22 protein-coding genes are annotated in these 25,023 nt (G+C 72.8%); 18 read left to right on the top strand and 4 right to left on the bottom strand.

All coding sequences use genetic code 11. From position 1 onward, the window contains the following. Nucleotides 1-41 precede the first annotated feature (41 nt). From ACFU6K_RS00780 to ACFU6K_RS00850, 15 genes are all read left to right on the top strand, one after another. Nucleotides 42-797 carry a sugar phosphate nucleotidyltransferase gene (locus tag ACFU6K_RS00780; RefSeq protein ID WP_380660091.1) on the top strand — a complete coding sequence of 252 codons (756 nt, stop codon included), beginning with the start codon at nucleotides 42-44 and terminating at the stop codon, nucleotides 795-797. Further along, nucleotides 785-1,846, top strand: coding sequence for an iron-containing alcohol dehydrogenase family protein (locus tag ACFU6K_RS00785; RefSeq protein ID WP_359817314.1), 1,062 nt, complete (start codon nucleotides 785-787; stop codon nucleotides 1,844-1,846). The genes ACFU6K_RS00780 and ACFU6K_RS00785 overlap by 13 nt, the downstream gene beginning before the upstream one ends. 91 nt (nucleotides 1,847-1,937) lie before the next feature. Further along, complete coding sequence (locus tag ACFU6K_RS00790; RefSeq protein ID WP_380660117.1) at nucleotides 1,938-2,675, top strand: CDP-alcohol phosphatidyltransferase family protein; 738 nt, start codon at nucleotides 1,938-1,940, stop codon at nucleotides 2,673-2,675. Further along, nucleotides 2,672-3,571 (top strand): glycosyltransferase family 2 protein, encoded by a 900-nt coding sequence (locus ACFU6K_RS00795; RefSeq protein ID WP_380660092.1) that lies wholly within the window; start codon nucleotides 2,672-2,674, stop codon nucleotides 3,569-3,571. Before ACFU6K_RS00790 ends, ACFU6K_RS00795 begins: the two co-directional genes overlap by 4 nt. A gap of 155 nt (nucleotides 3,572-3,726) precedes the next feature. Next, complete coding sequence (locus ACFU6K_RS00800; RefSeq protein WP_049649806.1) at nucleotides 3,727-4,668, top strand: ABC transporter permease; 942 nt, start codon at nucleotides 3,727-3,729, stop codon at nucleotides 4,666-4,668. After that, nucleotides 4,661-5,470, top strand: a complete 810-nt coding sequence (locus ACFU6K_RS00805; protein WP_380660094.1) for an ABC transporter ATP-binding protein — start codon at nucleotides 4,661-4,663, stop codon at nucleotides 5,468-5,470. The genes ACFU6K_RS00800 and ACFU6K_RS00805 overlap by 8 nt, the downstream gene beginning before the upstream one ends. A gap of 271 nt (nucleotides 5,471-5,741) precedes the next feature. Next, complete coding sequence (gene hpnC, locus ACFU6K_RS00810; RefSeq protein ID WP_380660095.1) at nucleotides 5,742-6,707, top strand: squalene synthase HpnC; 966 nt, start codon at nucleotides 5,742-5,744, stop codon at nucleotides 6,705-6,707. Nucleotides 6,708-6,748: 41 nt separating this feature from the next. Continuing rightward, nucleotides 6,749-7,606, top strand: coding sequence for a presqualene diphosphate synthase HpnD (hpnD, locus tag ACFU6K_RS00815; RefSeq protein WP_380660118.1), 858 nt, complete (start codon nucleotides 6,749-6,751; stop codon nucleotides 7,604-7,606). Between the two features lie 127 nt (nucleotides 7,607-7,733). Beyond that, complete coding sequence (gene hpnE, locus ACFU6K_RS00820; RefSeq protein ID WP_380660096.1) at nucleotides 7,734-9,182, top strand: hydroxysqualene dehydroxylase HpnE; 1,449 nt, start codon at nucleotides 7,734-7,736, stop codon at nucleotides 9,180-9,182. A gap of 224 nt (nucleotides 9,183-9,406) precedes the next feature. Further along, a complete protein-coding gene (locus tag ACFU6K_RS00825) occupies nucleotides 9,407-10,495 on the top strand; it encodes a polyprenyl synthetase family protein (RefSeq protein ID WP_380660119.1) in 1,089 nt (362 codons plus the stop codon). 64 nt (nucleotides 10,496-10,559) lie between these two features. After that, complete coding sequence (gene shc / locus ACFU6K_RS00830; protein WP_380660120.1) at nucleotides 10,560-12,584, top strand: squalene--hopene cyclase; 2,025 nt, start codon at nucleotides 10,560-10,562, stop codon at nucleotides 12,582-12,584. Next, the gene (locus ACFU6K_RS00835) at nucleotides 12,581-13,261 is read left to right on the top strand and encodes a 1-hydroxy-2-methyl-2-butenyl 4-diphosphate reductase (RefSeq protein ID WP_380660097.1); all 681 of its coding nucleotides are present in this window, start codon (nucleotides 12,581-12,583) and stop codon (nucleotides 13,259-13,261) included. Before shc ends, ACFU6K_RS00835 begins: the two co-directional genes overlap by 4 nt. 2 nt (nucleotides 13,262-13,263) lie before the next feature. Beyond that, complete coding sequence (hpnH, locus tag ACFU6K_RS00840; RefSeq protein WP_049649487.1) at nucleotides 13,264-14,292, top strand: adenosyl-hopene transferase HpnH; 1,029 nt, start codon at nucleotides 13,264-13,266, stop codon at nucleotides 14,290-14,292. A gap of 137 nt (nucleotides 14,293-14,429) precedes the next feature. Next, the gene (dxs, locus tag ACFU6K_RS00845; RefSeq protein ID WP_380660098.1) at nucleotides 14,430-16,340 is read left to right on the top strand and encodes a 1-deoxy-D-xylulose-5-phosphate synthase; all 1,911 of its coding nucleotides are present in this window, start codon (nucleotides 14,430-14,432) and stop codon (nucleotides 16,338-16,340) included. Further along, complete coding sequence (locus ACFU6K_RS00850) at nucleotides 16,330-17,730, top strand: aspartate aminotransferase family protein (protein WP_380660099.1); 1,401 nt, start codon at nucleotides 16,330-16,332, stop codon at nucleotides 17,728-17,730. Before dxs ends, ACFU6K_RS00850 begins: the two co-directional genes overlap by 11 nt. Nucleotides 17,731-17,831: 101 nt before the next feature. Here the strand turns inward: ACFU6K_RS00850 and ACFU6K_RS00855 are convergent, their stop codons facing one another. After that, nucleotides 17,832-18,104, bottom strand: coding sequence for a DUF6343 family protein (locus tag ACFU6K_RS00855; RefSeq protein ID WP_380660100.1), 273 nt, complete (start codon nucleotides 18,102-18,104; stop codon nucleotides 17,832-17,834). A 76-nt stretch (nucleotides 18,105-18,180) separates the two neighbouring features. Here ACFU6K_RS00855 and ACFU6K_RS00860 point away from each other — a divergent pair, with 76 nt between their 5' ends. After that, nucleotides 18,181-18,450, top strand: coding sequence for an I78 family peptidase inhibitor (locus ACFU6K_RS00860; RefSeq protein WP_380660101.1), 270 nt, complete (start codon nucleotides 18,181-18,183; stop codon nucleotides 18,448-18,450). A 42-nt stretch (nucleotides 18,451-18,492) separates the two neighbouring features. On the opposite strand, the gene ACFU6K_RS00865 is transcribed toward ACFU6K_RS00860, so the two are convergent. Together ACFU6K_RS00865 and fabG are read right to left on the bottom strand one after the other, a co-directional pair. Then, nucleotides 18,493-19,155: a phosphatase PAP2 family protein gene (locus tag ACFU6K_RS00865; protein ID WP_380660102.1), complete on the bottom strand. Its 663-nt coding sequence runs from the start codon at nucleotides 19,153-19,155 to the stop codon at nucleotides 18,493-18,495. Nucleotides 19,156-19,533: 378 nt separating this feature from the next. Then, complete coding sequence (gene fabG / locus ACFU6K_RS00870; RefSeq protein WP_380660103.1) at nucleotides 19,534-20,301, bottom strand: 3-oxoacyl-ACP reductase FabG; 768 nt, start codon at nucleotides 20,299-20,301, stop codon at nucleotides 19,534-19,536. Between the two features lie 445 nt (nucleotides 20,302-20,746). Here fabG and ACFU6K_RS00875 point away from each other — a divergent pair, with 445 nt between their 5' ends. Beyond that, nucleotides 20,747-21,571 (top strand): MarR family winged helix-turn-helix transcriptional regulator, encoded by an 825-nt coding sequence (locus ACFU6K_RS00875; RefSeq protein WP_053111942.1) that lies wholly within the window; start codon nucleotides 20,747-20,749, stop codon nucleotides 21,569-21,571. A gap of 193 nt (nucleotides 21,572-21,764) precedes the next feature. On the opposite strand, the gene ACFU6K_RS00880 is transcribed toward ACFU6K_RS00875, so the two are convergent. Beyond that, nucleotides 21,765-22,631, bottom strand: coding sequence for an aldo/keto reductase (locus ACFU6K_RS00880; protein WP_380660104.1), 867 nt, complete (start codon nucleotides 22,629-22,631; stop codon nucleotides 21,765-21,767). 576 nt (nucleotides 22,632-23,207) lie between these two features. On the opposite strand from ACFU6K_RS00880, the gene ACFU6K_RS00885 reads away from it, so the two are divergent. After that, nucleotides 23,208-24,983 (top strand): ABC transporter transmembrane domain-containing protein, encoded by a 1,776-nt coding sequence (locus ACFU6K_RS00885; RefSeq protein ID WP_380660105.1) that lies wholly within the window; start codon nucleotides 23,208-23,210, stop codon nucleotides 24,981-24,983. Nucleotides 24,984-25,023: the final 40 nt, after the last annotated feature.

A 25,023-nucleotide genomic window follows, 5' to 3' on the forward strand; every position in this document is an offset into this window, starting at 1 on the left:
ATCCTCCACGGTGACCTGGAGTCGTACGAGGGAGGCCCCGCATGATCGGGATGGTGCTCGCGGCCGGTGCGGGACGCCGACTGCGCCCGTACACCGACACCCTGCCCAAGGCGCTGGTGCCGGTCGACGGGGAACGGACCGTCCTGGACCTCACGCTCGGCAACTTCGCCGAGGTCGGTCTGCGCGATGCCGCGATCGTCGTCGGCTACCGCAAGGAGGCGGTGTACGACCGCAAGGACGCCCTGGAGAGCAAGTACGGCGTCAAGCTCCACCTGGTCGAGAACGACAAGGCCGAGGAGTGGAACAACGCCTACTCGCTCTGGTGCGCCCGCGACCTGTTCGCCGAGGGCCTGCTGCTCGCCAACGGCGACACCGTCCACCCGGCCTCCGTCCAGCGCACCATGCTGGAGGGCAACCAGCGCCTGACCGACGCCGGCACCGCCCCCGGCATCCTGCTCGCCCTCGACACGGTGAAGAAGCTGGCCGACGAGGAGATGAAGGTCGTCGTCGACCCGGCCACCGGCATGCGCCGGATCACCAAGCTGATGGAGCCGGCCGAGGCGAGCGGCGAGTACATCGGCGTCACGGTGATCAACCCGTCCGCCGCCGCCGACCTGACCGACGCGCTGCGCGCCACCTACGAGCGCGACCCGCAGCTGTACTACGAGGACGGCTACCAGGAGATGGTGAACCGCGGCCTGCGGATCGACGTCCAGCCGATCGGCGAGGTCTCCTGGGTCGAGGTCGACAACCACGACGACCTGGCGAAGGCGCGGGAGATCGCGTGCCGGTACTGACCCGACTGGTCCCGTCGCCGCTGTTCGTCGAGATCCGCCCGGGCGCGCTGGACGCGCTCGGCGGCATCCTCGCGGACCAGCGGCTGTCGGCCTCGGGCCGGATCGCGGTCGCGATCAGCAACGGCTCCGGCTCGGCCATGCGCCGCCGCCTGGAGCCGGCCCTGCCCGGCGCCGACTGGTACAACGTGGACGACGGCAGCCTGGACAGCGCGGTGCGGCTGGCCGAGGCGATGCGCGGCGGGCACTACGACGCGATCGTCGGCCTCGGCGGCGGCAAGATCATCGACGCCGCCAAGTACGCCGCGGCCCGGGTCGGCCTGCCGCTGGTCGCGGTCGCCACCAACCTGGCCCACGACGGCATCTGCTCGCCGGTCTCCACCCTGGACAACGACGCCGGCCGCGGCTCCTACGGGGTGCCCAGCCCGATCGGCATCGTGGTCGACCTGGACGTGATCCGGCAGGCCCCGCAGCGCTTCGTGGCGGCCGGCGTGGGCGACGTCGTCTCCAACATCTCCGCGTGCGCGGACTGGGAGCTGTCGCACGCGGTGACCGGCGAGCCGGTGGACGGTCTGGCCGTGGCGATGGCCCGCTCGGCGGGCGAGAACCTGCTGCGGCACCCGGGAAGCACCCAGGACCAGGACCTCCTGACGGCGCTCGCCGAGGCCCTGGTACTGTCCGGCATCGCGATGAACATCGCGGGCAGCACCCGGCCCTCGTCGGGTGCCTGCCACGAGATCTCGCATGCCCTGGACGTGCTGTATCCCAAGCGGTCCGCCCAGCACGGCGAGCAGGTCGGCCTCGGCGCCGCCTTCGCCAGCTTCCTGCGGGGCGAGCGCGAGCTGACCGGTCTGATCGTGGAGCGCCTGGCGAGCCACGGACTGCCGGTGACCGCGGCTCAGATCGGCTTCACCGAGGCGGAGTTCACCGAAGCGGTGCACTACGCTCCGAACACCCGACCGGGGCGCTTCACCATCCTCGAACACCTCGACCTCTCCCCTTCCGCAATCAGGGACGCGTACGCCGACTATGTCCAAGCCGTCAACAGCTGACCCCTCCACCGCGGGCGCCGAACGGCCCCCGGTGGACCTGACCCGCCGGCCCTCGATCGAGGAGCTGCGCGCGGTGATCCACCCGGAGGGCATGCTCCAGCGCCGCAGCGCCGAGCACTGGGCCGGTCGCCTGTACATGCGGAGGATCTCGCTGCGGATCACCCGGGTGCTCTCCACCGTGACGGCGATCACGCCCAACGGTCTGACGTACCTGATGATGGTCACCGGCATCCTGGCCGGTGCCGCGCTGGTCCTGCCGGGCATCGCGGGCGCCGTCCTGGGCGCCCTGCTGATCCAGGTCTACCTGCTGCTGGACTGCGTGGACGGCGAGGTGGCCCGCTGGCGCCGGCAGACCTCGCTCACCGGCGTCTACCTGGACCGGGTCGGCCACTACATGTCCGAGGCGGCGCTGCTGACCGGCCTCGGCCTGCGCGCCACCGACCTGCTGCACCGCGAGGGCACCGGGTCGCACTGGGAGTGGGCCTTCCTCGGCACCCTGGCCGCGCTCGGCGCGATCCTGATCAAGTCCGAGACCGACCTGGTGGACGTGGCCCGCGCCCGCAGCGGCCTGACGGCCGTCGAGGACAGCGCCTCGGTGCCGCGGTCGGCCTCCGTCGCCAGGGCCCGCCGGGCGGCCTCCTTCCTGAAGTTCCACCGCCTGGTCGGCGCGGTCGAGGCCTCGCTGCTCATCCTGGCCGCCGGCGTCGCCGACGCCGTGCACGGCGGGCTGCTCTTCACCCGGCTCGCGGTGGTCGTCCTGGCCGCGATCGCGATGCTCCAGACCGTGCTGCACCTGCTGAGCATCGTCCTCTCCAGCAGGCTGCGATGAGCGCGCCGGGCACCGCGGAGGACTTCCGCCTCGGCGCCGTGATCATCACCATGGGCAACCGGCCCGCCGAGCTCAACGCCCTGATCGAGGCCGTCCGCGCCCAGGAGGGCCCGGCGGTCGAGCTGGCCGTGGTCGGCCAGGGTGTGAAGCTGCCCCCGCTGCCGGAGGGGGTGCGCACCGTCGAGCTGCCGGAGAACCTGGGCATCCCGGGCGGGCGCAACGTCGGCATCGAGCTGTTCGGCCGGGACGGCGCGGAGGTCGACGCCGTCCTCTTCCTGGACGACGACGGGAACCTGCCGCGCACCGACTCGGCCCGCCTGCTGCGCGAGGCCTTCACCGCCGACCCGGAGCTGGGCATCGTCTCCTTCCGGATCGCCGACCCGGACACCGGTGTCACCCAGCGCCGCCACGTTCCCAGGCTGCGCGCCAGCGACCCGCTGCGCTCGTCCCGGGTGACGACCTTCCTGGGCGGCGCGAGCGCGGTGCGCTGCAAGGTGTTCGAGCAGGCCGGGCAGCTGCCCGCCGAGTTCTTCTACGCCCACGAGGAGACCGACCTCGCGTGGCGCGCGCTGGACGCCGGCTGGGCCATCGACTACCGGGCGGACGTGGTGCTGCACCACCCCACGACCTCGCCCGCCCGCCACGCGAGCTACTTCCACAACGTGGCCCGCAACCGGGTCTGGCTCGCGAGGCGGAACCTTCCGGCCCTGTTGGTGCCTCTCTATCTGGGAACCTGGTTCCTGCTGACCCTGGCCCGCCGCCCCTCCCCGGAGGCGCTGAAGGCCTGGTGGGGCGGGTTCCGGGCGGGCTGGCGCGAACCCTGCGGTGCGCGGCGGCCCATGCGGTGGCGTACCGTCTGGCGACTGACCAGGCTGGGCCGACCTCCGATCATCTGATCACATCTGATGGCATCCGCATCGGATGATCGATCGCTGCGGCCGGTGCCCACACACCGGCCGGCTCCCCCGAGATCCCAGTGGATCCCCATCGGCGCACGACCGGCGGACCCCGCCGACCGGCCGCCCCGACCGATCCCGCGTGAAGGACGAATGTGTCGACAGTGAGTGAACCCGTCAGCCTCTCGGCCCCCAGGGGGGCGGACGCGGGCCTGACCCCCAAGCAGCTTGCGGACAAGTACGGTCTGGCGGTGAGCGGCGCCCGTCCCGGCCTGTTCGCCTACTCCAAGCAGCTCTGGGCCCGGCGCCACTTCATCTGGGCCTTCGCCACCGCCCGCCTGGTGGCCCAGTACACCAACGCCAAGCTCGGCCAGCTGTGGCAGGTGGTGACCCCGCTGCTCAACTGCGCGGTGTTCTACCTGGTCTTCGGCGTGATCCTGGCGAGCAAGCAGGGCTTCCCGGACAACACCTACATCGCCTGGCTGTGCATCGGCGTCTTCGTCTTCCAGTTCACCCAGAACGCGGTGCAGGCCGGCACTCGGGCGATCTCCGACAACCTCGGGCTGATCCGGGCGCTGCACTTCCCCCGGGCCAGCCTCCCGATCGCCTTCACCGTGATCCAGCTCCAGCAGCTGCTGATCTCGATGGTGGTCCTGGTCGTCACCGTGCTCGCCGCCGGCATCACCCCGGGCCGGACCTGGCTGCTGATCATCCCGGCGCTGCTCCTGCAGACGCTCTTCAACACCGGCATCTCCCTGGTGATGGCCCGGCTCGGCTCCCGGACCAGTGACATCTCCCAGCTGATCCCGTTCGTGATGCGCGCCTGGATGTTCCTGTCCGGTGTGATGTTCAGCATCCAGGACAAGATCACGCACTGGCCGCACTACATCCAGACGCTGATGTCGCTCAACCCGGCGTCGATCTACATGGACCTGCTGCGGCACGCCTTCGCGCCGGTCATCTACAACCCGCACCAGCCGGTGCACCAGACCCTCCCGCCGCACCAGTGGGCGTACGGCCTGGCCTGGGGCGTGGGCATGTTCGTCGTCGGATACGTCTTCTTCTGGAAGGCCGAGGAGGAGTACGGCCGTGGCTGACATCGACCTGAGCAAGAACGACACCGTCACGGACGCGGACGTCGCCCGCGAGCCCACCGTCGTCGTCGACGACGTGCACATCGTCTACAAGGTGCACGGCGCCGGCTCCGGCAAGGGCAGCGCCACCTCGGCGCTGAGCCGCATCATCAGCCGCAAGCGCGCCTCCGGCGTGCGCGAGGTGCACGCGGTCAAGGGCATCAGCTTCACCGCGTACAAGGGCGAGGCGATCGGCCTGATCGGCTCCAACGGCTCCGGCAAGTCGACCATGCTGGCCGCCATCGCCGGCCTGCTGCCGACCGAGAAGGGTGGCATCTACACCAACGGCCAGCCCTCGCTGCTGGGCGTCAACGCCGCGCTGATGAACGAGCTCACCGGTGAGCGCAACGTCGTCCTCGGCTGCCTGGCCATGGGCATGACCCCGGCCCAGGTGAGGGCCCGCTACCAGGACATCGTCGAGTTCTCCGGCATCAACGACAAGGGCGACTTCATCTCCCTGCCGATGCGCACCTACTCCTCCGGCATGGGCGCCCGGCTGCGCTTCTCGATCGCGGCCGCGAAGACCCACGACGTGCTGCTGATCGACGAGGCCCTCGCCACCGGCGACCAGGCCTTCCAGCAGCGCAGCAAGCGGCGGATCGACGAGCTGCGCAAGTCCGCCGGTACGGTCTTCCTGGTCAGCCACGACAACAACTCGATCCGCGAGGTCTGCGAGCGGACGATATGGATCGAGGCCGGCGAGCTGGTCATGGACGGCCCCACCGAGGAGGTCGTGAGCCGCTACGAGCGCGGCGAGCGACCGTAGTCCCCGTCACTCCCCGCAGGGCCGGTTCCGGAGCTTCCGGAGCCGGCCCCGCGCCTTTCCCGCCGCCCGGCGCGGAGGTGAGCGCCCGGTGCCCCGGCGGGGCGCCCTTCTCCGGCGCGCCCGGGCGTGTCAGCCTGGTGGTCGCGGGGGCGGTGTGCCGTGCGTGACGCCCGCGCTCGGACGCGTGTCCGAGTCGGGCCGGTCGTGCCAAGCGGTGTAGAACGGGGGAGTGACAGCAGTGTCGGCTTCGGCCCAGCCCAGAGATACGCCGGTGAACGGTTCCGCAGGACAGACCCTGGACAAGGCGGGCGCGGAGAACTTCCCCGTCGCCCCGTTCTTCCTGCCCGCGGCCTGGCGTGACGACCTGATGGCGGTGTACGGCTTCGCCCGCCTGGTCGACGACGCCGGCGACGGCGACCTGGCCGACCCGGCCGCCACCGCCCGGCTGCTCGGGGTCGAGCAGACGCCCCCCGCCACCCCTTCGGACCAGTCCGGCCCGCCGACTCCGCAGGAGACCGCCTTCCGGCTCGCCCTGCTCGACGGACTGGAGCAGGACCTCGACCGGGTCTTCGAGACGGCCCTGCGCGCCGCCGACGGCTCCGGAGCGGTCGGCGCCGACCGCCCCCGCCACCCGCTGATGAGCGCGCTCGTCCCGCTGGTCGACCGACACGGCCTGACCCCCGAGCCGTTCCGCCGTCTGATCGAGGCCAACCGGGTGGACCAGACCACCTCCCGCTACGCCACCTTCGACGACCTGATCGGCTACTGCACCCTCTCCGCCGACCCGGTCGGCCGCCTCGTGCTGGCCATCGCGGGCGTCTCCACCCCCGAGCGGATCGAACTCTCCGACGCCGTGTGCAGCGGCCTCCAGGTGGTCGAGCACATCCAGGACGTGGCCGAGGACCTGGCCCACGGCCGGATCTACCTGCCCGCGGAGGACCTGGCCCGCTTCGGCGTCACCGAGGCCGACCTGGCCGCGCCCTCCGCCGACGGCGCGGTGCGCGAGCTGATCGCCTTCGAGGTCGAGCGGGCCCGCACCCTGCTCGACCGCGGCGCACCATTGGTAGGTACGGTTCGGGGGAGGCTTCGACTGCTCCTGGCGGGATTCACCGCAGGCGGCTATGCGGCCCTGGCGGCCGTCGAGGACGCCGGGTACGACGTGCTCGCCCAGCAGGCGAAGCCGGACAAGCGCCGCCTCGCAGCGAAGGCGGCGGCCATCTTCGCGAAGGGAAGGTGAACGCCCGCGTGGCGGCATCACCACTGGCGTCGGCCCAGGTCATGGCGGCGTACCGGTACTGCGAGGCAGTCACCGGGCTGCAGGCGCGCAACTTCAGCTACGGCATCCGGCTGCTGCCGGAACCCAAGCGGCTGGCCATGTCGGCCCTGTACGCCCTGGCCCGCCGGGTGGACGACATCGGCGACGGCGACCTCCCGGAGGACCGCAAGGCCGAGGCGCTGGTGCGCACCCGGGAACTGGTGGACGAGGTCCGCTCCGGGGTGGTCGCCGAGGACGACACCGACCCGATCAAGGTCGCCCTGGCCGACGCGGCCCGGCGCTTCCCGATCCCGCTCGGCGGCTTCGACGAGCTGATCGACGGCGTCGAGATGGACCTCAAGGGCGCCGAGTACCAGACCTACGACGAGCTGAAGGTCTACTGCCGCTGCGTGGCCGGCGCGATCGGCCGGCTCTCGCTGGGCGTCTACGGCTGCGACGACCCGGAGCTCGGGGCGCGCTACGCGGACACCCTGGGCCTGGCGCTGCAGCTCACCAACATCCTGCGCGACCTGCGCGAGGACGCCCTGACCGGCCGTACCTACCTGCCCGCCGAGGACCTGGTCCGGTTCGGCTGCGAGCAGGGCTTCGCCCTGCCCGAGCCGCCGGTCGGCGCGGACTTCACCGGCCTGGTGGCCTTCGAGGCCGCCCGGGCCCAGGCCGCCTTCGAGGAGGGCCTGCGGCTGCTGCCGATGCTCGACCGCCGCAGCCGAGCCTGCACCGCCGCGATGGCCGGGATCTACCACCGGCTGCTCGGCCGGATCGCCGCCGAACCGGAGTCGGTGCTGCGCGGCCGGGTCTCGCTGCCGGGCTGGGAGAAGGCGTACGTGGCGCTTTCCGGGCTCGCCGGGGGGCGTTCTTGATTCTCGCAACAGTTCTGTCACGCTGTGTCAGCTGGGAATCACGTGCGGGTAGTTCCGTGTTGAACAAACGAGGATCTTCTTCAGGGACCGCCCGCGGGCGGTCCACCGACTGCGAGGGGGAGGGCCGATGACCGGGCGAGCCGATGCCGCGCGCCCGGCCGCCGTCGTGGTCGGCGGCGGCCTCGCCGGGATCACCGCCGCGCTGCGGCTCGCCGAGGCGGGTCACCGGGTCACCCTCGCCGAGGGGCGGCCCCGGCTCGGCGGCCTGGCCTTCTCCTTCCAGCGCGGCGAGCTCACCGTCGACAACGGCCAGCACGTCTACCTGCGCTGCTGCACCGCCTACCGCGGCCTGCTGGAGCGCCTCGGCGCCTCCCGGCTGGTCCACCTCCAGGACCGCCTCGACATCCCGGTGCTCTCCGTCAGCGGGCCGCGGGCGGCCCCGGTGCGCACCCTGGGCCGACTGCGCCGGGCCGGCCTGCCCGTCCCGCTGCACCTGGCCGGCAGCCTGGCCCGCTACCCGCACCTGTCTCCGGCCGACCGCGCCCGGGTGGTCCGCGGCGCGCTCGCCCTGCGGGGCCTGGACCTCGCGGACCCGGCGCTGGACGAAGTCTCCTTCGGCGAGTGGCTGCGCCGCAACGGGCAGAACGCCGCCACCCAGGCCGCCCTGTGGGACCTGGTCGGCGTCGCCACCCTGAACGCCCGGGCCGACCAGGTCTCGCTGGCGCTCGCCGGGATGGTGTTCAAGACCGGCCTGCTCTCCGACCCGGGCGCCTCGGACATCGGCATCGCCGCCGTCCCGCTCGGCACGATCCACCACGACCGGGCGCTCACCGAGCTGGAGCGGGCCGGCGTCCGGGTGCTGCTGCGGGCCCGGGTGGCCGAGCTGAAGCCGGCCGTGCCGCAGCACGCCGTCCGGCTGGAGGGCGGCCAGCTGGGGAACGGGGAACTGCTCACCGCCGACACCGTCGTGCTGGCCGGCGCCCAGGACAGCGCGGCCGCGCTGCTGCCGCCGAACGCGATCCCCGGGCAGGAGCGGCTGGCCGGCTTCGGCACCGCCCCGATCCTCAACGTGCACGTGGTCTACGACCGCAAGGTGCTGCGCCGGCCGTTCTTCGCCGCGCTCGGTTCCCCGGTCCAGTGGGTCTTCGACCGCACCGCGCACTCCGGCCTCGCTGCCACCCCGACGGGCCGGGCCCACCCGGGCGCCCAGTACCTGGCGCTGTCGCAGTCCGCCGCGCAGGACGAGATCGACCTGCCGGTGGCCGAGCTGCGCGGCCGCTACCTGCCCGAGCTGGGCCGGCTGCTGCCGGCCGCGGCCCAGGCCGAGGTGCTGGACTTCTTCGTCACCCGGGAGCGCACCGCGACCTTCGACCCGGCGCCGGGCAACGGGGCGCTGCGCCCCTCGGCCCGCACCGAGGTCCCCGGCCTGCTGCTGGCCGGCTCGTGGACGGCCACCGGCTGGCCCGCGACCATGGAGGGCGCCGTGCGCAGCGGCCACGCCGCGGCCGACGCCGCGCTCGCCGCGACCGGCACCCGGACGCCGGTGGACCGCGGCGACGGGAGGTGGCCCAGGTGACGGCGGGCCCCGCCGCCGGAGAGCCCGCCAGAGCCGACGGGCGTACCGTCGAGCGCACCGGCGCATCCACCGGGAGCGGCCCGGCCGGCCGTACCGGCACCACCGGCACCACCGGCACCGCCGGAACCACCGGCATCGGCACCGGCACTCGATTCGACACCAGCCGCACCGACAGCGCCCGGCCGCCCCGTGCGGCCTGGCACCACGAGGAAGAGGGAACGCACGTGGAGTCACGCACCGGCTACGCCGTCGGAGGCACGGCGCACGCCGAACCGGTCTCGGTGCCGGAGCTGCTCGCCCGCAGCCGTACGCTCTGCACCCCGCCGCTACGGGCCGCCGTCGCCCGACTGGCCGCACCCATGGACACCGTCGCCGCCTACCACTTCGGCTGGATCGACCGGGACGGCACCCCGGTGACGGGGGACGGCGGCAAGGCCGTGCGCCCGGCGCTGGCGCTGCTGTCCGCCCGGGCGACCGGCGCGGCGGCCGAGGTTGGCGTGCCCGGTGGGGTCGCGGTTGAACTGGTGCACAACTTCTCCCTCCTCCATGATGATCTGATGGACGGTGACGAGACCCGACGGCACCGGGCCACCGCCTGGACGGTCTTCGGGCCGGCCCAGGCGATCCTGGTCGGCGACGCCCTGGCGACGCTCGGCACCGAGGTACTGCTCGACGCCGCCGTGACCGGCGGGGCGAGCGCCACCGACGCCGCGCGCGCCGTCCGGCTGCTCACCACGGCGACCCGCCGGCTGATCGACGGCCAGGCCATGGACGTCGCCTTCGAACAGCGCGACAGCGTCACGGTCGCCGAGTGCCTGGAGATGGAGGGCGGCAAGACGGCGGCCCTGCTGGCCGCCGCCTCGGCGATCGGCGCCGTCCTGGCCGGCGCCGACGACAAGGTCTCCGGCTCGCTCCAGAGCTACGGCCACCACCTGGGCCTCGCCTTCCAGGCGGTGGACGACCTGCTCGGCATCTGGGGCGCCACCGAGGTCACCGGCAAGCCGCACTGGGGCGACCTGCGCCAGCGCAAGAAGTCCCTGCCGGTGGCCGCCGCCCTGGCCGAGGGCGGAGCGGCCTCGCGCCGACTCGCCGAACAGCTGGCCGACCCGAAGGGACGCGGGGAGGAGAGCGAGCCCGAGCTCGCCGCCCGCGCCGCGCTGATCGAGGAGGCCGGCGGCCGCGCCTGGACCCAGGAGGAGGCCCGCCGCCAGCACACGACTGCCCTCGCCGCCCTGGACGAGGTGCCCATGACCGACGAGGTGCGCGAGCACTTCGTCGCACTCGCCGAATTCGTGGTGGTACGAGAGAGGTGACGTTACGTTGACAGCAACCGCGGACGGCCGGCTCGACCCTGAGTACGATTCCGAGCCGGTCGCGGTGGGCGACCGCCCCCCGGCCCTGCTGGGCACGGGGCGGTGGCAGCCCGAGGACACCGACCAGCCGCGGCCGGCCGGTGAGACGGACCACGGACCGGCCGACGCGCGGGAGGCCCTGGCCCGCGCCACCACCCACCTGCTCTCCCTGCAGTCGTCCGAGGGCTGGTGGAAGGGCGACCTGGAGACCAACGTCACCATGGACGCCGAGGACTTACTGCTCCGCCAGTTCCTGGGAATCCGCACCGAGGAGCAGACCCGCGCCACCGCCGAATGGATCCGCTCCCAGCAGCGCGAGGACGGCACCTGGTCCACCTTCCACGGCGGGCCGCCCGAGCTGTCCACCACCGTCGAGGCGTACGTCGCCCTCAAGCTGGCCGGGGACGACCCGGACGCCCCGCACATGCTGGCCGCCGCGCGCTACGTCCGCTCCGCCGGGGGCATCGCGGCCGCCCGGGTGTTCACCCGGATCTGGCTGGCCCTGTTCGGCTGGTGGCCCTGGGAACGGCTGCCCGAGATGCCGCCCGAGATCATCTTCCTGCCCAGGTGGCTGCCGCTGAACATCTACGCCTTCGGCTGCTGGGCCCGCCAGACCATCGTCCCGCTGACGGTCGTGTCCTCCCACCGCCCGGTCCGTCCGGCCCCCTTCCCGCTCACCGAGCTGCACACCGACCCGAACGACCCGTACCCCCACCGGCCGCTCGCCCCCGCCACCACCTGGGACGGGCTCTTCGAACGCCTCGACAAGGCGCTGCACGCCTACCACCGCCGGGCCTTCCGCCCGCTGCGCCGACTGGCCCTCTCGCAGGCCTGCCGCTGGATCGTCGAACGCCAGGAGGCCGACGGCTGCTGGGGCGGCATCCAGCCCCCCGCCGTCTACTCGCTGATCGCCCTGCACCTGGAGGGCTACGAGCTGGAGCACCCGGTGATGAAGGCCGGACTCTCCTCCTTCGACCGCTTCACCGTGCACACCGAGGACGGCAAGCGCTGGCTGGAGGCCTGCCAGTCCCCGGTCTGGGACACCTGCCTGGCCACCATCGCCCTGGTCGACGCCGGGGTGCCGGCCGACCACCCGGCGCTGGTCTCCGCCGTCGACTGGATGCTCCGGGAGGAGATCCGCAAGCCTGGTGACTGGGCCGTGAAGCGGCCCGGGCTCGCCCCCGGCGGCTGGGCCTTCGAGTTCGAGAACGACACCTACCCCGACATCGACGACACCGCCGAGGTGGTGCTCGCGCTGCGCCGGGTCGCCCACCCCGACCCGGCCAAGGTCGACGGGGCGGTGGACCGGGGCGTGCTGTGGAACCTCGGCATGCAGTCCAAGAACGGCGCCTGGGGCGCCTTCGACGTGGACAACACCAGCACGCTGCCCAACAAGCTGCCGTTCTGCGACTTCGGCGAGGTGGTCGACCCGCCGTCCGCCGACGTCACGGCGCACGTGGTGGAGATGCTCGCCGAGACCGGCCGCTCCCGTGACCCCCGGACCAGGCGCGGCATCGAGTGGCTGCTGCGCAACCAGGAGGCGGACGGCTCCTGGTTCGGCCGCTGGGGCACCAACTACATCTACGGCACCGGCTCGGTGCTGCCCGCCCTGGTGGCGGCCGGCGTCCCCGACGAGCACCCGGCGATCCGCCGGGCGGTGCGCTGGCTGGAGGACCGGCAGAACGCCGACGGCGGCTGGGGCGAGGACATGCGCTCCTACGACGACCCGGCGCGCTGGGCCGGGCGCGGCGAGTCCACCGCCTCGCAGACCGCGTGGGCGCTGATGGCGCTGCTCGCGGCCGGCGAGGGGCCGCAGGGCCGGGCCAACCCGGCGGTGGAGCGCGGCGCGGAGTGGCTGGTGCGCACCCAGCTGCCCGAGGGCACCTGGGACGAGCCGCAGTTCACCGGCACCGGCTTCCCGTGGGACTTCTCCATCAACTACCACCTGTACCGGCTGGTCTTCCCGGTCACCGCGCTCGGCCGCTACCTCAACGGCGCCCCGGGCACGAGCCGGACCGACGGAACCCCGGCGATCGGGACGGCGCGGTGACCACCGCGCCCCTGCTGGTGCTCTGCGCCCTGGGCCCGGAGGTCTGGGCCCTGCGCGGCGGAGACTGGCGCGGTGCGACCGGCGGGTCCCCGGTGCTGGTGCGGACCGGGGTCGGCCGACGCCGCGCCGGGCTGGCCGTCCGGCGCCTGCTCAGCTCCGCGCCGACCGGCTACGGCGCCGTGGTGGTGGCCGGTTTCGGCGCCGCGCTCGGCCCGGGCGTCCTGCCCGGCGACGTGGTCGCCGCCGACGGCGTGCGCGACGCCGAGGGCCACCTGTACCCGCTCGACTCCGGCGCGGAGCTCACCCGGGCGCTGAAGGAGCGCGGCCTGACCGTGCACACCGGCGTGCACCACACCGCCGACCACGTGGTGCGCGGCATCGAACGGCGGGCGCTGCACCTCCAGGGCGCGCTCGCCGTCGACATGGAGGCCGCCGCCGTCCTGGCCGCGCTGCGCGAGGTCCGGCCCGTGCTGCCGGCGGCCGTCCTGCGGGTGGTGGTGGACACGCCCGCGCACGAGCTGCTGCGGCCCGGCACCCTCCCGGCCGGGGTGCGCGCCTGGCGGACCCTGCGGGCGACGGTACCCGCCCTAGTCGACTGGTACCGGCAGGAGCGCGCGCCCGGCTCCGCAGACCTGAACCACCCCACATCCTCGACGCTCCCCCAGGAGGCGAGCTAGCCATGGCCATGCCGTTGCGCCAGACCGTGCGGGTCGGCACCTACCTCATGCAGCAGAAGCTGCTCAAGCGCCGGGACAAATTCCCGCTGATCGTGGAGCTGGAACCGCTCTTCGCCTGCAACCTCGCCTGCGAGGGCTGCGGCAAGATCCAGCACCCGGCGGGCGTCCTGAAGCAGCGGATGCCCGTCGCCCAGGCGGTCGGCGCGGTCCTGGAGTCGGGTGCCCCGATGGTCTCGATCGCCGGCGGCGAGCCGCTGATGCACCCGCAGATCGACGAGATCGTCCGGCAGCTGGTCGAGCGCCGCAAGTACGTGTTCCTCTGCACCAACGCGCTGCTGATGCGCAAGAAGATGGACAAGTTCACGCCCTCGCCGTACTTCACCTTCGCGGTGCACATCGACGGCATGCGCGAGCGGCACGACGAGTCGGTGGCCAAGGAGGGCACCTTCGACGAGGCGGTGGCCGCGATCAAGGAGGCCAAGCGGCGCGGCTTCCGGGTCACCACCAACAGCACCTTCTTCAACACCGACACCCCGCAGACCGTCATCGAGGTGCTGGACTACCTCAACGACGAGCTCAAGGTGGACGAGATGATGATCTCGCCGGCCTACGCCTACGAGAAGGCCCCCGACCAGGAGCACTTCCTCGGCGTCGAGCAGACCAGGGCGCTCTTCCGCGCGGCCTTCGCCGACGGCAACCGCAAGCGCTGGCGCCTCAACCACAGCCCGCTCTTCCTGGACTTCCTGGAGGGCAAGGCCGACTTCGAGTGCACCCCGTGGGGCATCCCCAACTACTCGCTGTTCGGCTGGCAGCGGCCCTGCTACCTGATGGCCGACGGCTACGTGCCGACCTACCGCGAGCTGGTCGAGAAGACCGACTGGAGCAAGTACGGCCGCGGCAAGGACCCGCGCTGCGAGAACTGCATGGCCCACTGCGGCTACGAGCCGACCGCCGTCCTCGCGACGATGGGCTCGCTGCAGCAGTCGCTGCGCGCCATCACCGAGACCGTCAACGGCAACAAGGGCCGCTGAGCCGGGAGCCGACCTCCGGGTCGGCACCCCGGTCCGGGCCCCGCGCCCGGGCCGGCTCCGCCCCCGCAGCCAGGCCGGGCCCGCGCCCGGGCCGGGTGGAGGCACCACCGCACCGCTCCGAGTCGTGAGGTGAACCCATGTCACTGCTCTCCCGCGTCACGTCCCCGGCCGAGCTGCGCAAGCTCCCGGCCGTCGAACTGCCCCTGCTCGCCGACGAGATCCGCGACTTCCTGATCGAGGCCGTCACCCGCACCGGCGGCCACCTCGGGCCCAACCTCGGCGTGGTGGAGCTGACCATCGCGCTGCACCGGGTCTTCGACTCGCCGTACGACCGGATCGTCTTCGACACCGGCCACCAGAGCTACGTCCACAAGCTGCTCACCGGCCGCCAGGACTTCAGCCGGCTGCGGATGCGCGGCGGACTCTCCGGGTACCCCGCGCGGGGCGAGTCCGAGCACGACCTGGTCGAGAACTCGCACGCCTCCACCGCGCTCTCCTACGCCGACGGCCTGGCCAAGGCGGCCCGGCTGCTCGGCCAGCACGACCGGCACACCGTCGCGGTGATCGGCGACGGCGCACTCACCGGCGGGCTCGCCTGGGAGGCGCTCAACAACATCGCCGAGGCGCGCGACCGGCCGCTGGTCATCGTCGTCAACGACAACGAGCGCTCCTACGCCAGGACCATCGGCGGCCTCGCCAACCACCTGGCCACCCTGCGCACCACCCAGGGCTACGAGCGCTTCCTCGCCCTGGGCAAGGAGGCCCTGCAGCGCACCCCGCTGGTCGGCCAGCCGATCTTCGACGCGCTGCACGGCGCCAAGAAGGGGTTCAAGGACGCCTTCGCCCCGCAGGGCATGTTCGAGGACCTCGGCCTCAAGTACCTCGGACCGATCGACGGCCACGACCTGGGCGCGGTCGAACAGGCGCTGCGCCAGGCCCGCAACTTCGGCGGACCGGTCATCGTGCACTGCCTGACCGTCAAGGGCCGCGGCTACCGGCCGGCCGAGCAGGACGAGGCCGACCGCTTCCACGCCGTCAACCCGATCGACCCGTACACCTGCCTGCCGATCTCGCCCAGCGGCGGGGTCTCCTGGACCTCGGTGTTCGGGGACGAGCTGCTCACCCTCGGAGCCGAGCGGCCGGACCTCGTGGCGATCACCGCGGCCATGCTCCAGCCGGTGGGCCTGGCCCCGTTCGCCAAGGCCTACCCGGAGCGGACCTTCGACGTCGGGATCGCCGAGCAGCACGCCGTCACCAGCGCGGCGGGGCTGGCCACCGGCGGACTGCACCCGGTGGTCGCGGTCTACGCGACCTTCCTCAACCGGGCCTTCGACCAGGTGCTGATGGACGTCGCCCTGCACCGGCTGGGCGTCACCTTCGTGCTCGACCGCTCCGGGGTGACCGGGCCGGACGGCGCCTCGCACAACGGCATGTGGGACATGTCGATCCTCCAGGTCGTCCCCGGCCTGCGGCTCGCCGCGCCGCGCGACGCGGAACAGCTGCGCGCCCAGCTGCGCGAGGCCGTCGAGGTCGGTGACGGCCCGACCGTGGTGCGCTTCCCGAAGGGGAACGTCGGGCCCGCGGTGCCGGCCGTCGAGCGGACCGGCGGGGTGGACGTGCTGCTGCGGACCGGGCGGACGCAGGAGATCCTGCTGGTCGCGGTCGGCACCACCGCCTCCGCCTGCCTGGACGCGGCCCGGCTGCTGCTCGCCGAGGGCTTCACCGCGACCGTGGTCGACCCGCGCTGGGTCAAGCCGGTCGACCCGGTGCTGCCCGAACTCGCCGCCGCCCACCGGCTGGTGGTCACCGTCGAGGACAACGGCCGTACCGGCGGCGTCGGTTCGGCCGTCGCCCAGGCGCTGCGCGACGCCGACGTGGACGTGCCGGTGCGGGTGCTCGGCCTGCCCCAGGAGTTCCTCGGCCACGCCTCGCGCGGGGAGATCCTGGAGGAGGCGGGGCTGACCGGGACCGGGGTCGCTGCCCAGACCGCCGTCTTCGCCAAGAACCTGCTACCGACCCGAGGAGCGAACCCGCGCCATGCCGGCTGAACCAGACCGCCCCGCCTTCGACCTCGCCGCGCTGATCGCCGAACGCGGCAGCGAGCGCTACGAGTTGCACGGCCGCCACCTCAACCCGCAGCTGCCGCGGATGCTGCACACCATCGGCTTCGACAAGTACTACGAGCGCGCCCGGGGCCAGTACTTCTACGACACCGAGGGCAACGAGTACCTCGACATGCTGGCCGGCTTCGGCATCTTCGCGCTCGGCCGCCACCACCCGGTGGTGCGCTCGGCGGTCCAGCAGGTGATGGACCTCGACCTGCCGGACCTGGTCCGTTTCGACTGCTCACCGCTGCCCGGGCTGCTGGCCGAGCGGCTGCTGTCGTACGCGCCCGGGCTGGACCGGGTGTTCTTCGGCAACAGCGGCACCGAAGCGGTGGAGACGGCGCTCAAGTTCGCCCGGTACGCCACCGGGCGGAAGCGGATCCTCTACGCCGACCACGCCTTCCACGGGCTGACCACCGGCTCGCTCTCCGTCAACGGGGAGAGCGGCTTCCGCAAGGGCTTCGACCCGCTGCTGCCGGACACCGCCGTCCCGCTCGGCGATCTCGGCGCGCTGGCCAAGGAGTTGAAGCGCGGCGACGTCGCGGGGCTGATCGTCGAGCCGATCCAGGGCAAGGGCGTCCAGGCGCCGCCGCCGGGCTGGCTGCGGGCCGCCCAGGCGCTGCTCCACGAGCACCGGGCGCTGCTGATCTGCGACGAGGTGCAGACCGGCATCGGCCGCACCGGCGAGTTCTTCGCCTACCAGCACGAGGACGGCGTGCTGCCCGACCTGGTCTGCGCCGCCAAGGCGCTGTCCGGCGGGTACGTGCCGGTCGGGGCGACGCTCGGCAAAGGCTGGATCTTCGAGAAGGTGTACTCCTCGATGGACCGGGTGCTGGTGCACTCGGCCAGCTTCGGGTCCAACGCCCAGGCGATGGCGGCCGGGCTGGCGACCCTGGAGGTCATGCGCGACGAGCAGGTGGTGGAGAACGCCCGCAAGGTGGGCGACTACTTCCGCGGACGGTTGACCGCGCTGGTCGACCAGTACGAGCTGCTCGCCGAGGTGCGCGGGCGCGGGCTGATGATCGGGATCGAGTTCGGCCGGCCCAAGTCGCTGAAGCTGCGCACCGGTTGGACCGCGCTCCAGGCGGCGCGCAAGGGGCTGTTCGCGCAGATGGTGGTCGTGCCGCTGCTGCAACGGCACCGCATCCTGACCCAGGTGTCGGGGGACCACCTGGAAGTGATCAAGCTGATCCCCCCGCTGATCATCACCGAGAGCGACGTGGACCGGTTCGTGGACGCCTTCACCGAGATCATGGACGAGGCCCACCGGGGGAGCGGACTGATGTGGGACTTCGGGCGGACGCTGGTCAAGCAGGCGGTCGGCGGGCGCTGAGGCCGCCGGGGCAGGGGGCGTGGGCCGCACGGTGTGGGAAGCCGACGGCACGGAGTGGGAAGTCGGCCGGGTCGACTTCCCACTCCATGGGAGACACCGCGTCAGAGCTCGGTCCGGCGGCGCCGGATGACGACCACGAGATCGACGGCGGCGAACAGGGTGAGCAGGCCGCAGGCCACGGCGAAGCCGGTGAGGGTGCCCCGGCTGGGCGCACCGTAGGCGGGCGAGACGGCCGCCCAGACGGCGAAGCCCACCGTGGCCAGGGCGAACAGCGGGGTGAAGGTGAGCGAGAGCAGGTAGCGGAGCTTGAGGTCGCTGCGGGCGGTGGCCGGCTCGGTGCCGCTGCGCCACCGGCGCGGGGTGGTGGTGCGCATGCCGTTCACCTCCGGACCGCGTGGGTCGGGCTACGATTCCAGCGTACGTCCGCGGAGGCGAGCCGGGGGAGGCACGATGTCGGGTTCGGGCGCGGTGGGGGCGGGGTCCGGTGCGGCGGGTTCGGGCTCGGGTTCGGGTGCGGGCTCCGGTTCGGGGGCGGCGGGCCAGGACGGCGAGGGGTACGCGGGGCTGCGGATCGAGCGGGCCCGGGAGCTGGCCCGGCGGCACGGCTGGGCGTCGGTCCGGGTGCTGGAGCCGGGGGACCTGATGACCATGGAGTACCGGCAGGGGCGGCTCAACCTCGCGGTGCGCAACGGTGTGGTCGAGCGCAGCTGGGAGGGGTAGGACCGCGGCGTGCCGTCGGTTCTGGTTCGGGCCGGCCCGGGTTCAGCAGGGCAGGTGCCGGCGGCCGAAGCGCCGGTGGAGCCGCTGTTCGGCGGCGGCGACCAGCGGTTCCAGCAGCGGCAGCGAGAGCAGGACGAGCAGTCCGGCAGCCCAGCCGGCCAGGACGTCGGTGACCCAGTGGGTGCCCAGGTAGACCGTGGTCAGACCGATCGAGCAGGCGGTGGCGGCGGCGATCACCGCGCCGGTGCGCCGCCAGCGGACGGCGAGGTAGGCGAGCACGCCCCAGGTGACCACCGCGTTGGCGGTGTGGCCGGAGGGGAAGATGGTGCCGCCGGAGAAGAGCTCGGGCGAGCCGACGTACTGGGCGTAGTGCGGGCCGAGCCGGCCGGTGACGATCTTGACCGCGCCGACGGTGACGTTGAGCAACAACAGGGCGATGCCCATGACCAGCAGCGGGCGCAGCCGACCGAGGCGGTGGGCCCGCCAGCCGAGCCAGACGAAGGCGGCGATCGCCGAGGGCCCGCGCTGCCCGGCGACCACCCAGGTGTCGAGCAGTGGCTCCAGCCGGGGCCACCGCTCGTAGGGGCGCAGCAGCCGGACCGACCAGTCGAGGTCGACCAGCACGGTGTTGAGCAGGACCCCGGCCAGGACCAGCAGGTAGCCGGCGAGGGTGACGGCGAGGAGGGCGGCCTGCCGTCGGCTCATCGGTGGCCAGCCGGGCTCTCCGGGGTCGGGGCCGAGCGGGACGAGGGGACGCGCGGGGGTGGTGGGACGGTCCAGGCGGCCGGTTGCGGCGGTGCGGTGCTCCGGCCCCTGGCGCGGAAGGGGAGCGGGGGTACTTCTGGATTGCACGGGGTGACCTTACCCAGCCGGACAGGGCTATTCCGGTGGTAATTGTCATTTTCCCGGGAAATCGACAATTGGGCCGACCAGGGGTGGTCCGAGGGGTGATTTCCGCTATTTCAGGATCGAAAGTCAGTGTGGTCGTCGAATGGTTCTGCAAAAGCCCCGGTAAAGCAAACGGAGTGGGAGGCCGGTGCGCCCGGCTTCCCACTCCGTGGTAACCCTGTGTAGGTTCCGTGCTCAGTCGAGGGGGCCGCCCGCGACGTAGATCACCTGGCCGGAGACGAAGCCGGCGCCCTCGCTCGCGAGGAACGAGACGGTGTGGGCGACGTCCTCGGGCTGACCGACCCGCTGGACCGGGATCTGAGAGGCCGCGGCCCGCTTGAAGTCTTCGAAGTCCATGCCGACCCGGGCCGCGGTGGCGGCTGTCATGTCCGTGGCGATGAAGCCGGGGGCGACCGCGTTGGCCGTGATGCCGAACTTGCCCAGCTCGATGGCCAAAGTCTTGGTGAAGCCCTGGAGACCGGCCTTGGCGGCCGAGTAGTTGGCCTGGCCGCGGTTGCCCTGGGCCGAGGACGAGGACAGGTTGACGATGCGGCCGAAACCGGCGTCGACCATGTGCTTCTGCACCGCGCGGGTCATCAGGAAGGCGCCGCGGAGGTGAACGTTGATGACCGTGTCCCAGTCGGACTCGGACATCTTGAAGAGCAGGTTGTCGCGGAGCACACCCGCGTTGTTCACCAGGACGACGGGGGCGCCGAGCTCGGCGGCCACCCGGTCGACGGCGGCCTGGACCTGCTCGGCGTCCGAGACGTCGGCGCCGACGGCGAGCGCCCTGCCGCCGGCGGCGGTGATCCGGTCGACGGTCTCCTTGCCGGCCGCTTCGTCCAGGTCCAGGACGGCGACCGCGTAGCCGTCGGCGGCCAGCCGGACGGCGGTGGCGGCGCCCAGACCGCGGGCGGCGCCGGTGACGACGGCGACCCGGGGGGCGGTGCTCTGCTCGGTCATGCTCGCTCTCGTCTCTCTCGGGAGTACCTCCCGGGGAGAGCCCCCGGAGAGGGTGGCCACACCCTACCGGCGGGTAGGGAGCGCGGCCAGGGTGGAGAGACGCAGGTGACGGTGGGTAAGGACCGACCGGTCGGCTTTCTGCTGAGAACGGGTTACTGCAAGCCCTTCGCAGCGAGTAAATATGCCAATGTTGCCGAACCTGCGTCTACTATCCGCCCCTGCCTGCCAGCAAGGGCCCGCCGTTTGTATAGTGTCCGCCAGCAGCCACCGGCTGCACGGCTGGAGCGCCCTCCCTCATAGCTGGACGCCCACTCGCCGTTACTGCCCCACCCGGGTGTCCCACACACACCGGGTGTGACATCGGGACGGATACATGGTGCTGGGGGAGATCCCGACAACCCGCGTGTCTACGCGACTGCAGCAGTCGCCAGGACACCTGATTCGCGTGGCACAGCAGGTTCACACCCGCTTGTGGTCCGAACACGTCGGAGCCGATCTCACGGCTCCGCAGTTCGCCGTGCTGCTGGTCCTGGCCCTGGAACCGGGTGCGGACCAGCGGACGGTCGGCGAGCGAGCCTCGCTGGACAAGGCCACGATGGCCGAGATGGTCGCGCGGCTGGTCCGCCGTGGCCTGGTGCTACGCAGGCGCGACCCGGCCGACGGCCGGCGCAAGCTGCTGGCCCTCTCGCAGGGCGGCGCCCAGGCGGTGCGCGAGGCCACCGGTGGTGTGGTCCGCGTTCAGCGCGTCCTGTTCGAGCCGCTCACGGCGGAGGAACAGGTCGAGATCGTCAGGGTCATGGCCAAGATAGCCAGGCTGGAGCCCGCGGCGGTCGCCGTCATCACCGACGCGCGGCCGATACTGGACGCCCAGCGGGCGATCGGCTACCTGATCAGGGTGAGCCAGCAGGTGCACACCAAGCTCTGGTCGGAGCACGTGGGCGCCGAGCTGACGGCTCCGCAGTACGCGGTGCTGGACGCGTTGGAGTTGGAACCGGGCGCCGACCAGCGCACGGTCGGCGAGCTGGCCTCGCTGGACAAGGCCACGATGGCCGAGATGGTCAGCCGGCTGGTGCGCCGCGGTCTGGTGCAGCGCCGGCGCGACCCCTCGGACGGACGGCGCAACCTGCTCTCGCTCTCACCGGCGGGACAGGACCTGCTGCACCGCTCGGCCGCTGGGGTGGCCGAGGTCCAGCGGCTGCTGCTGGCTCCGCTGGAGGAGGGTGAGCACGAGGCCGCACTCGCGCTCATCGCCAAGGCGGGCAGGCTGTAGGTCAAAAGTTCGCCACAGTAGCCAAAACGATTCGCCAAAACGCTGAGGGTCCATGGCCATGGGCTTTGGCGCATCGGGGCACACCGAAGGCCGCCCGCTCCCGTAGGGGTGCGGGCGGTCTTCGTGTGACCGGCGGTCGGACGGTCGGGTGGTCAGACGGTTCGGGGGCCCGGGAGCCCGGACCCCGGGCGCGTCAGTTCCAGTCGAACTCCTGCGGGTCCGGGCCGATCCGCTTGCCGGTGGCCACGGCGGCGATCGCCGCGAGGTCCTCGGCGTCCAGCTCGAAGCCGGCGACGTCCAGGTTCTCCCGGATCCGGGACGGGGTGACCGACTTCGGGATGGCGATCACACCGCTCTGGAGGTGCCAGCGCAGCACCACCTGGGCGACCGTGCGGCCGTGCTTCTCGGCGATCTTCACCAGTGCGGGCTCGGCGAGCAGCTCCTTGCCCTGGCCCAGCGGGCTCCACGCCTCGGTGGCGATGCCGTGCTCGGCGTGGAACGCGCGCAGCTCCGTCTGCGGGAAGTACGGGTGCAGCTCGACCTGGTTCAGGGCCGGGGCGACGGAGGCCTCGTCCAGCAGGCGCGTCAGCTGCTCGGCGCCGAAGTTGGAGACGCCGATCGACTTGACCTTGCCGTCAGCCTTCAGCTGCTCGAAGGCCTTCCAGATGTTCAGGTAGCTGTCGCCGTGCATCGGGCGCGGCCAGTGGATCAGGTACAGGTCGAGCTGGTCGAGGCCGAGCTTGGCCAGCGAGGCGTCGAACTCGCGCAGCACCGCGTCGCGGCCCTGCTCGCCGGACCAGTCGCGGGTGCCCGAGTTCCACAGCTTGGTGGTGACGTAGAGGTCCTCTCGGGCCACGCCGCCCGCCAGCGCCTCGGTGATCGCCGCGCCGGTGCCGGTCTCGTTCTCGTAGATGGCCGCGGTGTCGATGGAGCGGTAGCCCGCCTCGATCGCTGCGCGGACGGCGGGGGTGGCCTCGGCGTCCGGGACCTGCCACACGCCGAAGCCGAGCTGCGGGATCTGCGCGCCGTCGTTGAGGGTGACGGTGGGGATGGTGCTCACGGGAAGAGGTGCCCTCCTGATCGTCCTGCTGTTCCAGTGGGGGCAACTGGTGCCCCGGTGTGATTGTTCCCGCCGAACGGGCGAATCTTGGGTGAAGCTTTGCGGGGGTTTGGCCGGGGGTGGCGGTCGGCCGGGGGGCGGGGTGGAAGCGCCCTAGTGGGGGACGTGCGGGGGACTCGCGGGAATCGTGCGGGGAACCCGCGGGGGCGCACAGGGGGAGTGCGGGCCTGGCGGGGGCGGGTTGGGAGTGGCGCGCGCTCTCACCGGCGAAAAAACCTGTTGCGCGGATCACACGGAGGTTGGCAGGCTCGCGGCCATGACCTCCTGAATCCCGGGCCCTTCGTGCCCATTCCATGTCCGTCCGGTGTCCGCTCCGGACGCAGCGTCGATGCCGCGCCGGGCGCCGTGCCGCCGCGCCGCGCATCCTCAGCCCGTCGGCTCGGGCCGCCTGCCGTTCGGCCGCCGTGCGTGCTGTGCGCACGGCACTGAGGCGTTCCGTGCCCCCTGCCCCCCTTGCTCCCTGGCTCCCCCGTGCGCCCGTGCCCCGCACCCGCGCACCGCTCGTATCGGAGTGTCATGCTGCTCACCCCCCTGCCGCTGGCCGATCCCGGCAGTCCCGACCTCTCCTCACCCCTGGCCTTCCTGCGCTGGCTGCAGCGCAGCCAGCGGCGCGGGCAACTGCTCGCCACCCTCTGGGCGCTGATCGAGATGGGGGGCCAGGCCGCCCTGCCGATACCGCTCGGGTTCGGCGTGCAGGCCGCCGTGGACGGTGACGCCGGCGGGATCTGGCGGGCCGCCGGGCTCCTGCTGCTGCTGGGCGCGGGCGCCTCGGTCGGCACCGTGCTGTTGCACCGTCAGGCGGTCTGGAACTGGATCCACTCGGCCACCCACGTACGGCAGTTGGTGGCCCGGCAGGCCTCGCACCTCGGGGCCGGGCTGTCCCGCCGGATCGCCACCGGCGAGGTCGTCGCGGTCGGCAGCGGGGACGTCGAGCGGATCGGCTGGTACGTCGAGCTGGTCGCCCGGGTCCGGGCTGCGGTGATCGTCTGGCTGGCCGTCAGCGTGGCGGTCCTGACGGTCGATCCGGTGCTCGGTGTCGGGGTGCTGCTCGGCGTCCCGGTGCTGGCGGCCTCCGTCTGGCCGCTGATCGGGCCGTTCGAGCGGCGCTACGAGCAGCAGCGCGCCCTCGGCGGCAAGGCCACCGAGCTGGCGGCCGACACCGTCGCGGGGCTGCGGGTGCTGCGCGGCATCGGCGGCGAGGAGCTGTTCTTGGAGCGGTACCGGGCCGCCTCCCAGAAGGTCCGGGCGGCGGCCGTCCGGTCGTCCCGGATCTGGTCGCTGATGCAGGCCCAACAGGTGCTGCTGCCAGGCCTGTTCGTGGTCGGCGTCACCTGGTACGGCGCCCGGCTGGTGGCCTCCGGCGAGCTCGCCGTCGGCACCCTGATCGCGGTGTACGGCGCGACGGCCTTCCTGGCCGCTCCGCTGCGCATCCTCGGCGAGGCGGCGCACGCCTGGAGCGTGGCCCGGGTCTCCGCCGGGCGGGCCGTCCGGGTGCTCTCGCTGGACCGGATCACCGGTACCGCCGAGGCCGCGCTGGCCAGGCCGGACAAGGCCGACCTGCACGACCCGGCGAGCGGGCTGACGGCGCGGGCCGGCGAGCTGACCGCCGTGGTCTGCGGGGACCCGGACTACGCCGGGGCGCTGGCCGAGCGGCTCGGCGGGCACGTCCCGCTGGCCGAGGGCGAACAGCCGCAGGCCTCGGCGCGGCTCGGTGGCACGGAGCTGGACGCGGTGCCGCTGGCCGAGGCCAGGGCGGCGGTGCTGGTCCACGACAAGGAGCCGGTGTTGCTCTCCGGCACGCTGGCTGAGCTGTTCGACATCCCGTCCTCGGGGCGGGTCCCGGCGGCCGAGGCCCTGGCGGCGGCCCGGTCCGACGACGTGCTGGAGGCCCTGGTGGAGGGCTCGCCGGAGTGCGGGGGAGACCCGATGCGCGCCCGGATCACCGAGCGCGGACGCTCGCTGTCCGGCGGGCAGCGCCAGCGGCTCGCGCTGGCCCGTGCCCTGCTGGCGGACCCTCCGGTGCTGGTGCTGGACGAGCCCACCAGCGCGGTGGACGCGCACACCGAGTCGCGGATCGCCTCCGGGCTACGGGACACCCGGGCCGGCCGCACCACCGTGGTGTTCGCGACCAGCCCGCTGCTGCTCGACCAGGCGGACCGGGTGGTGCTGCTGCAGGAGGGCCGGGTCGTCGCGGCCGGGCGGCACCGCGAGCTGATGCGGACCGAGCCGGCCTACCGGGCCGTGGTCACCCGCGACGAGGAAGCGGCCCGTCCGGTGGGTGGGGCCGTATGAGGACCACCGTCAACTTCCCTGCCACGCACGCGAGGAGTAC

Source organism: Kitasatospora sp. NPDC057512 (assembly GCF_042802135.1).
GTDB lineage: Bacteria > Actinomycetota > Actinomycetes > Streptomycetales > Streptomycetaceae > Kitasatospora.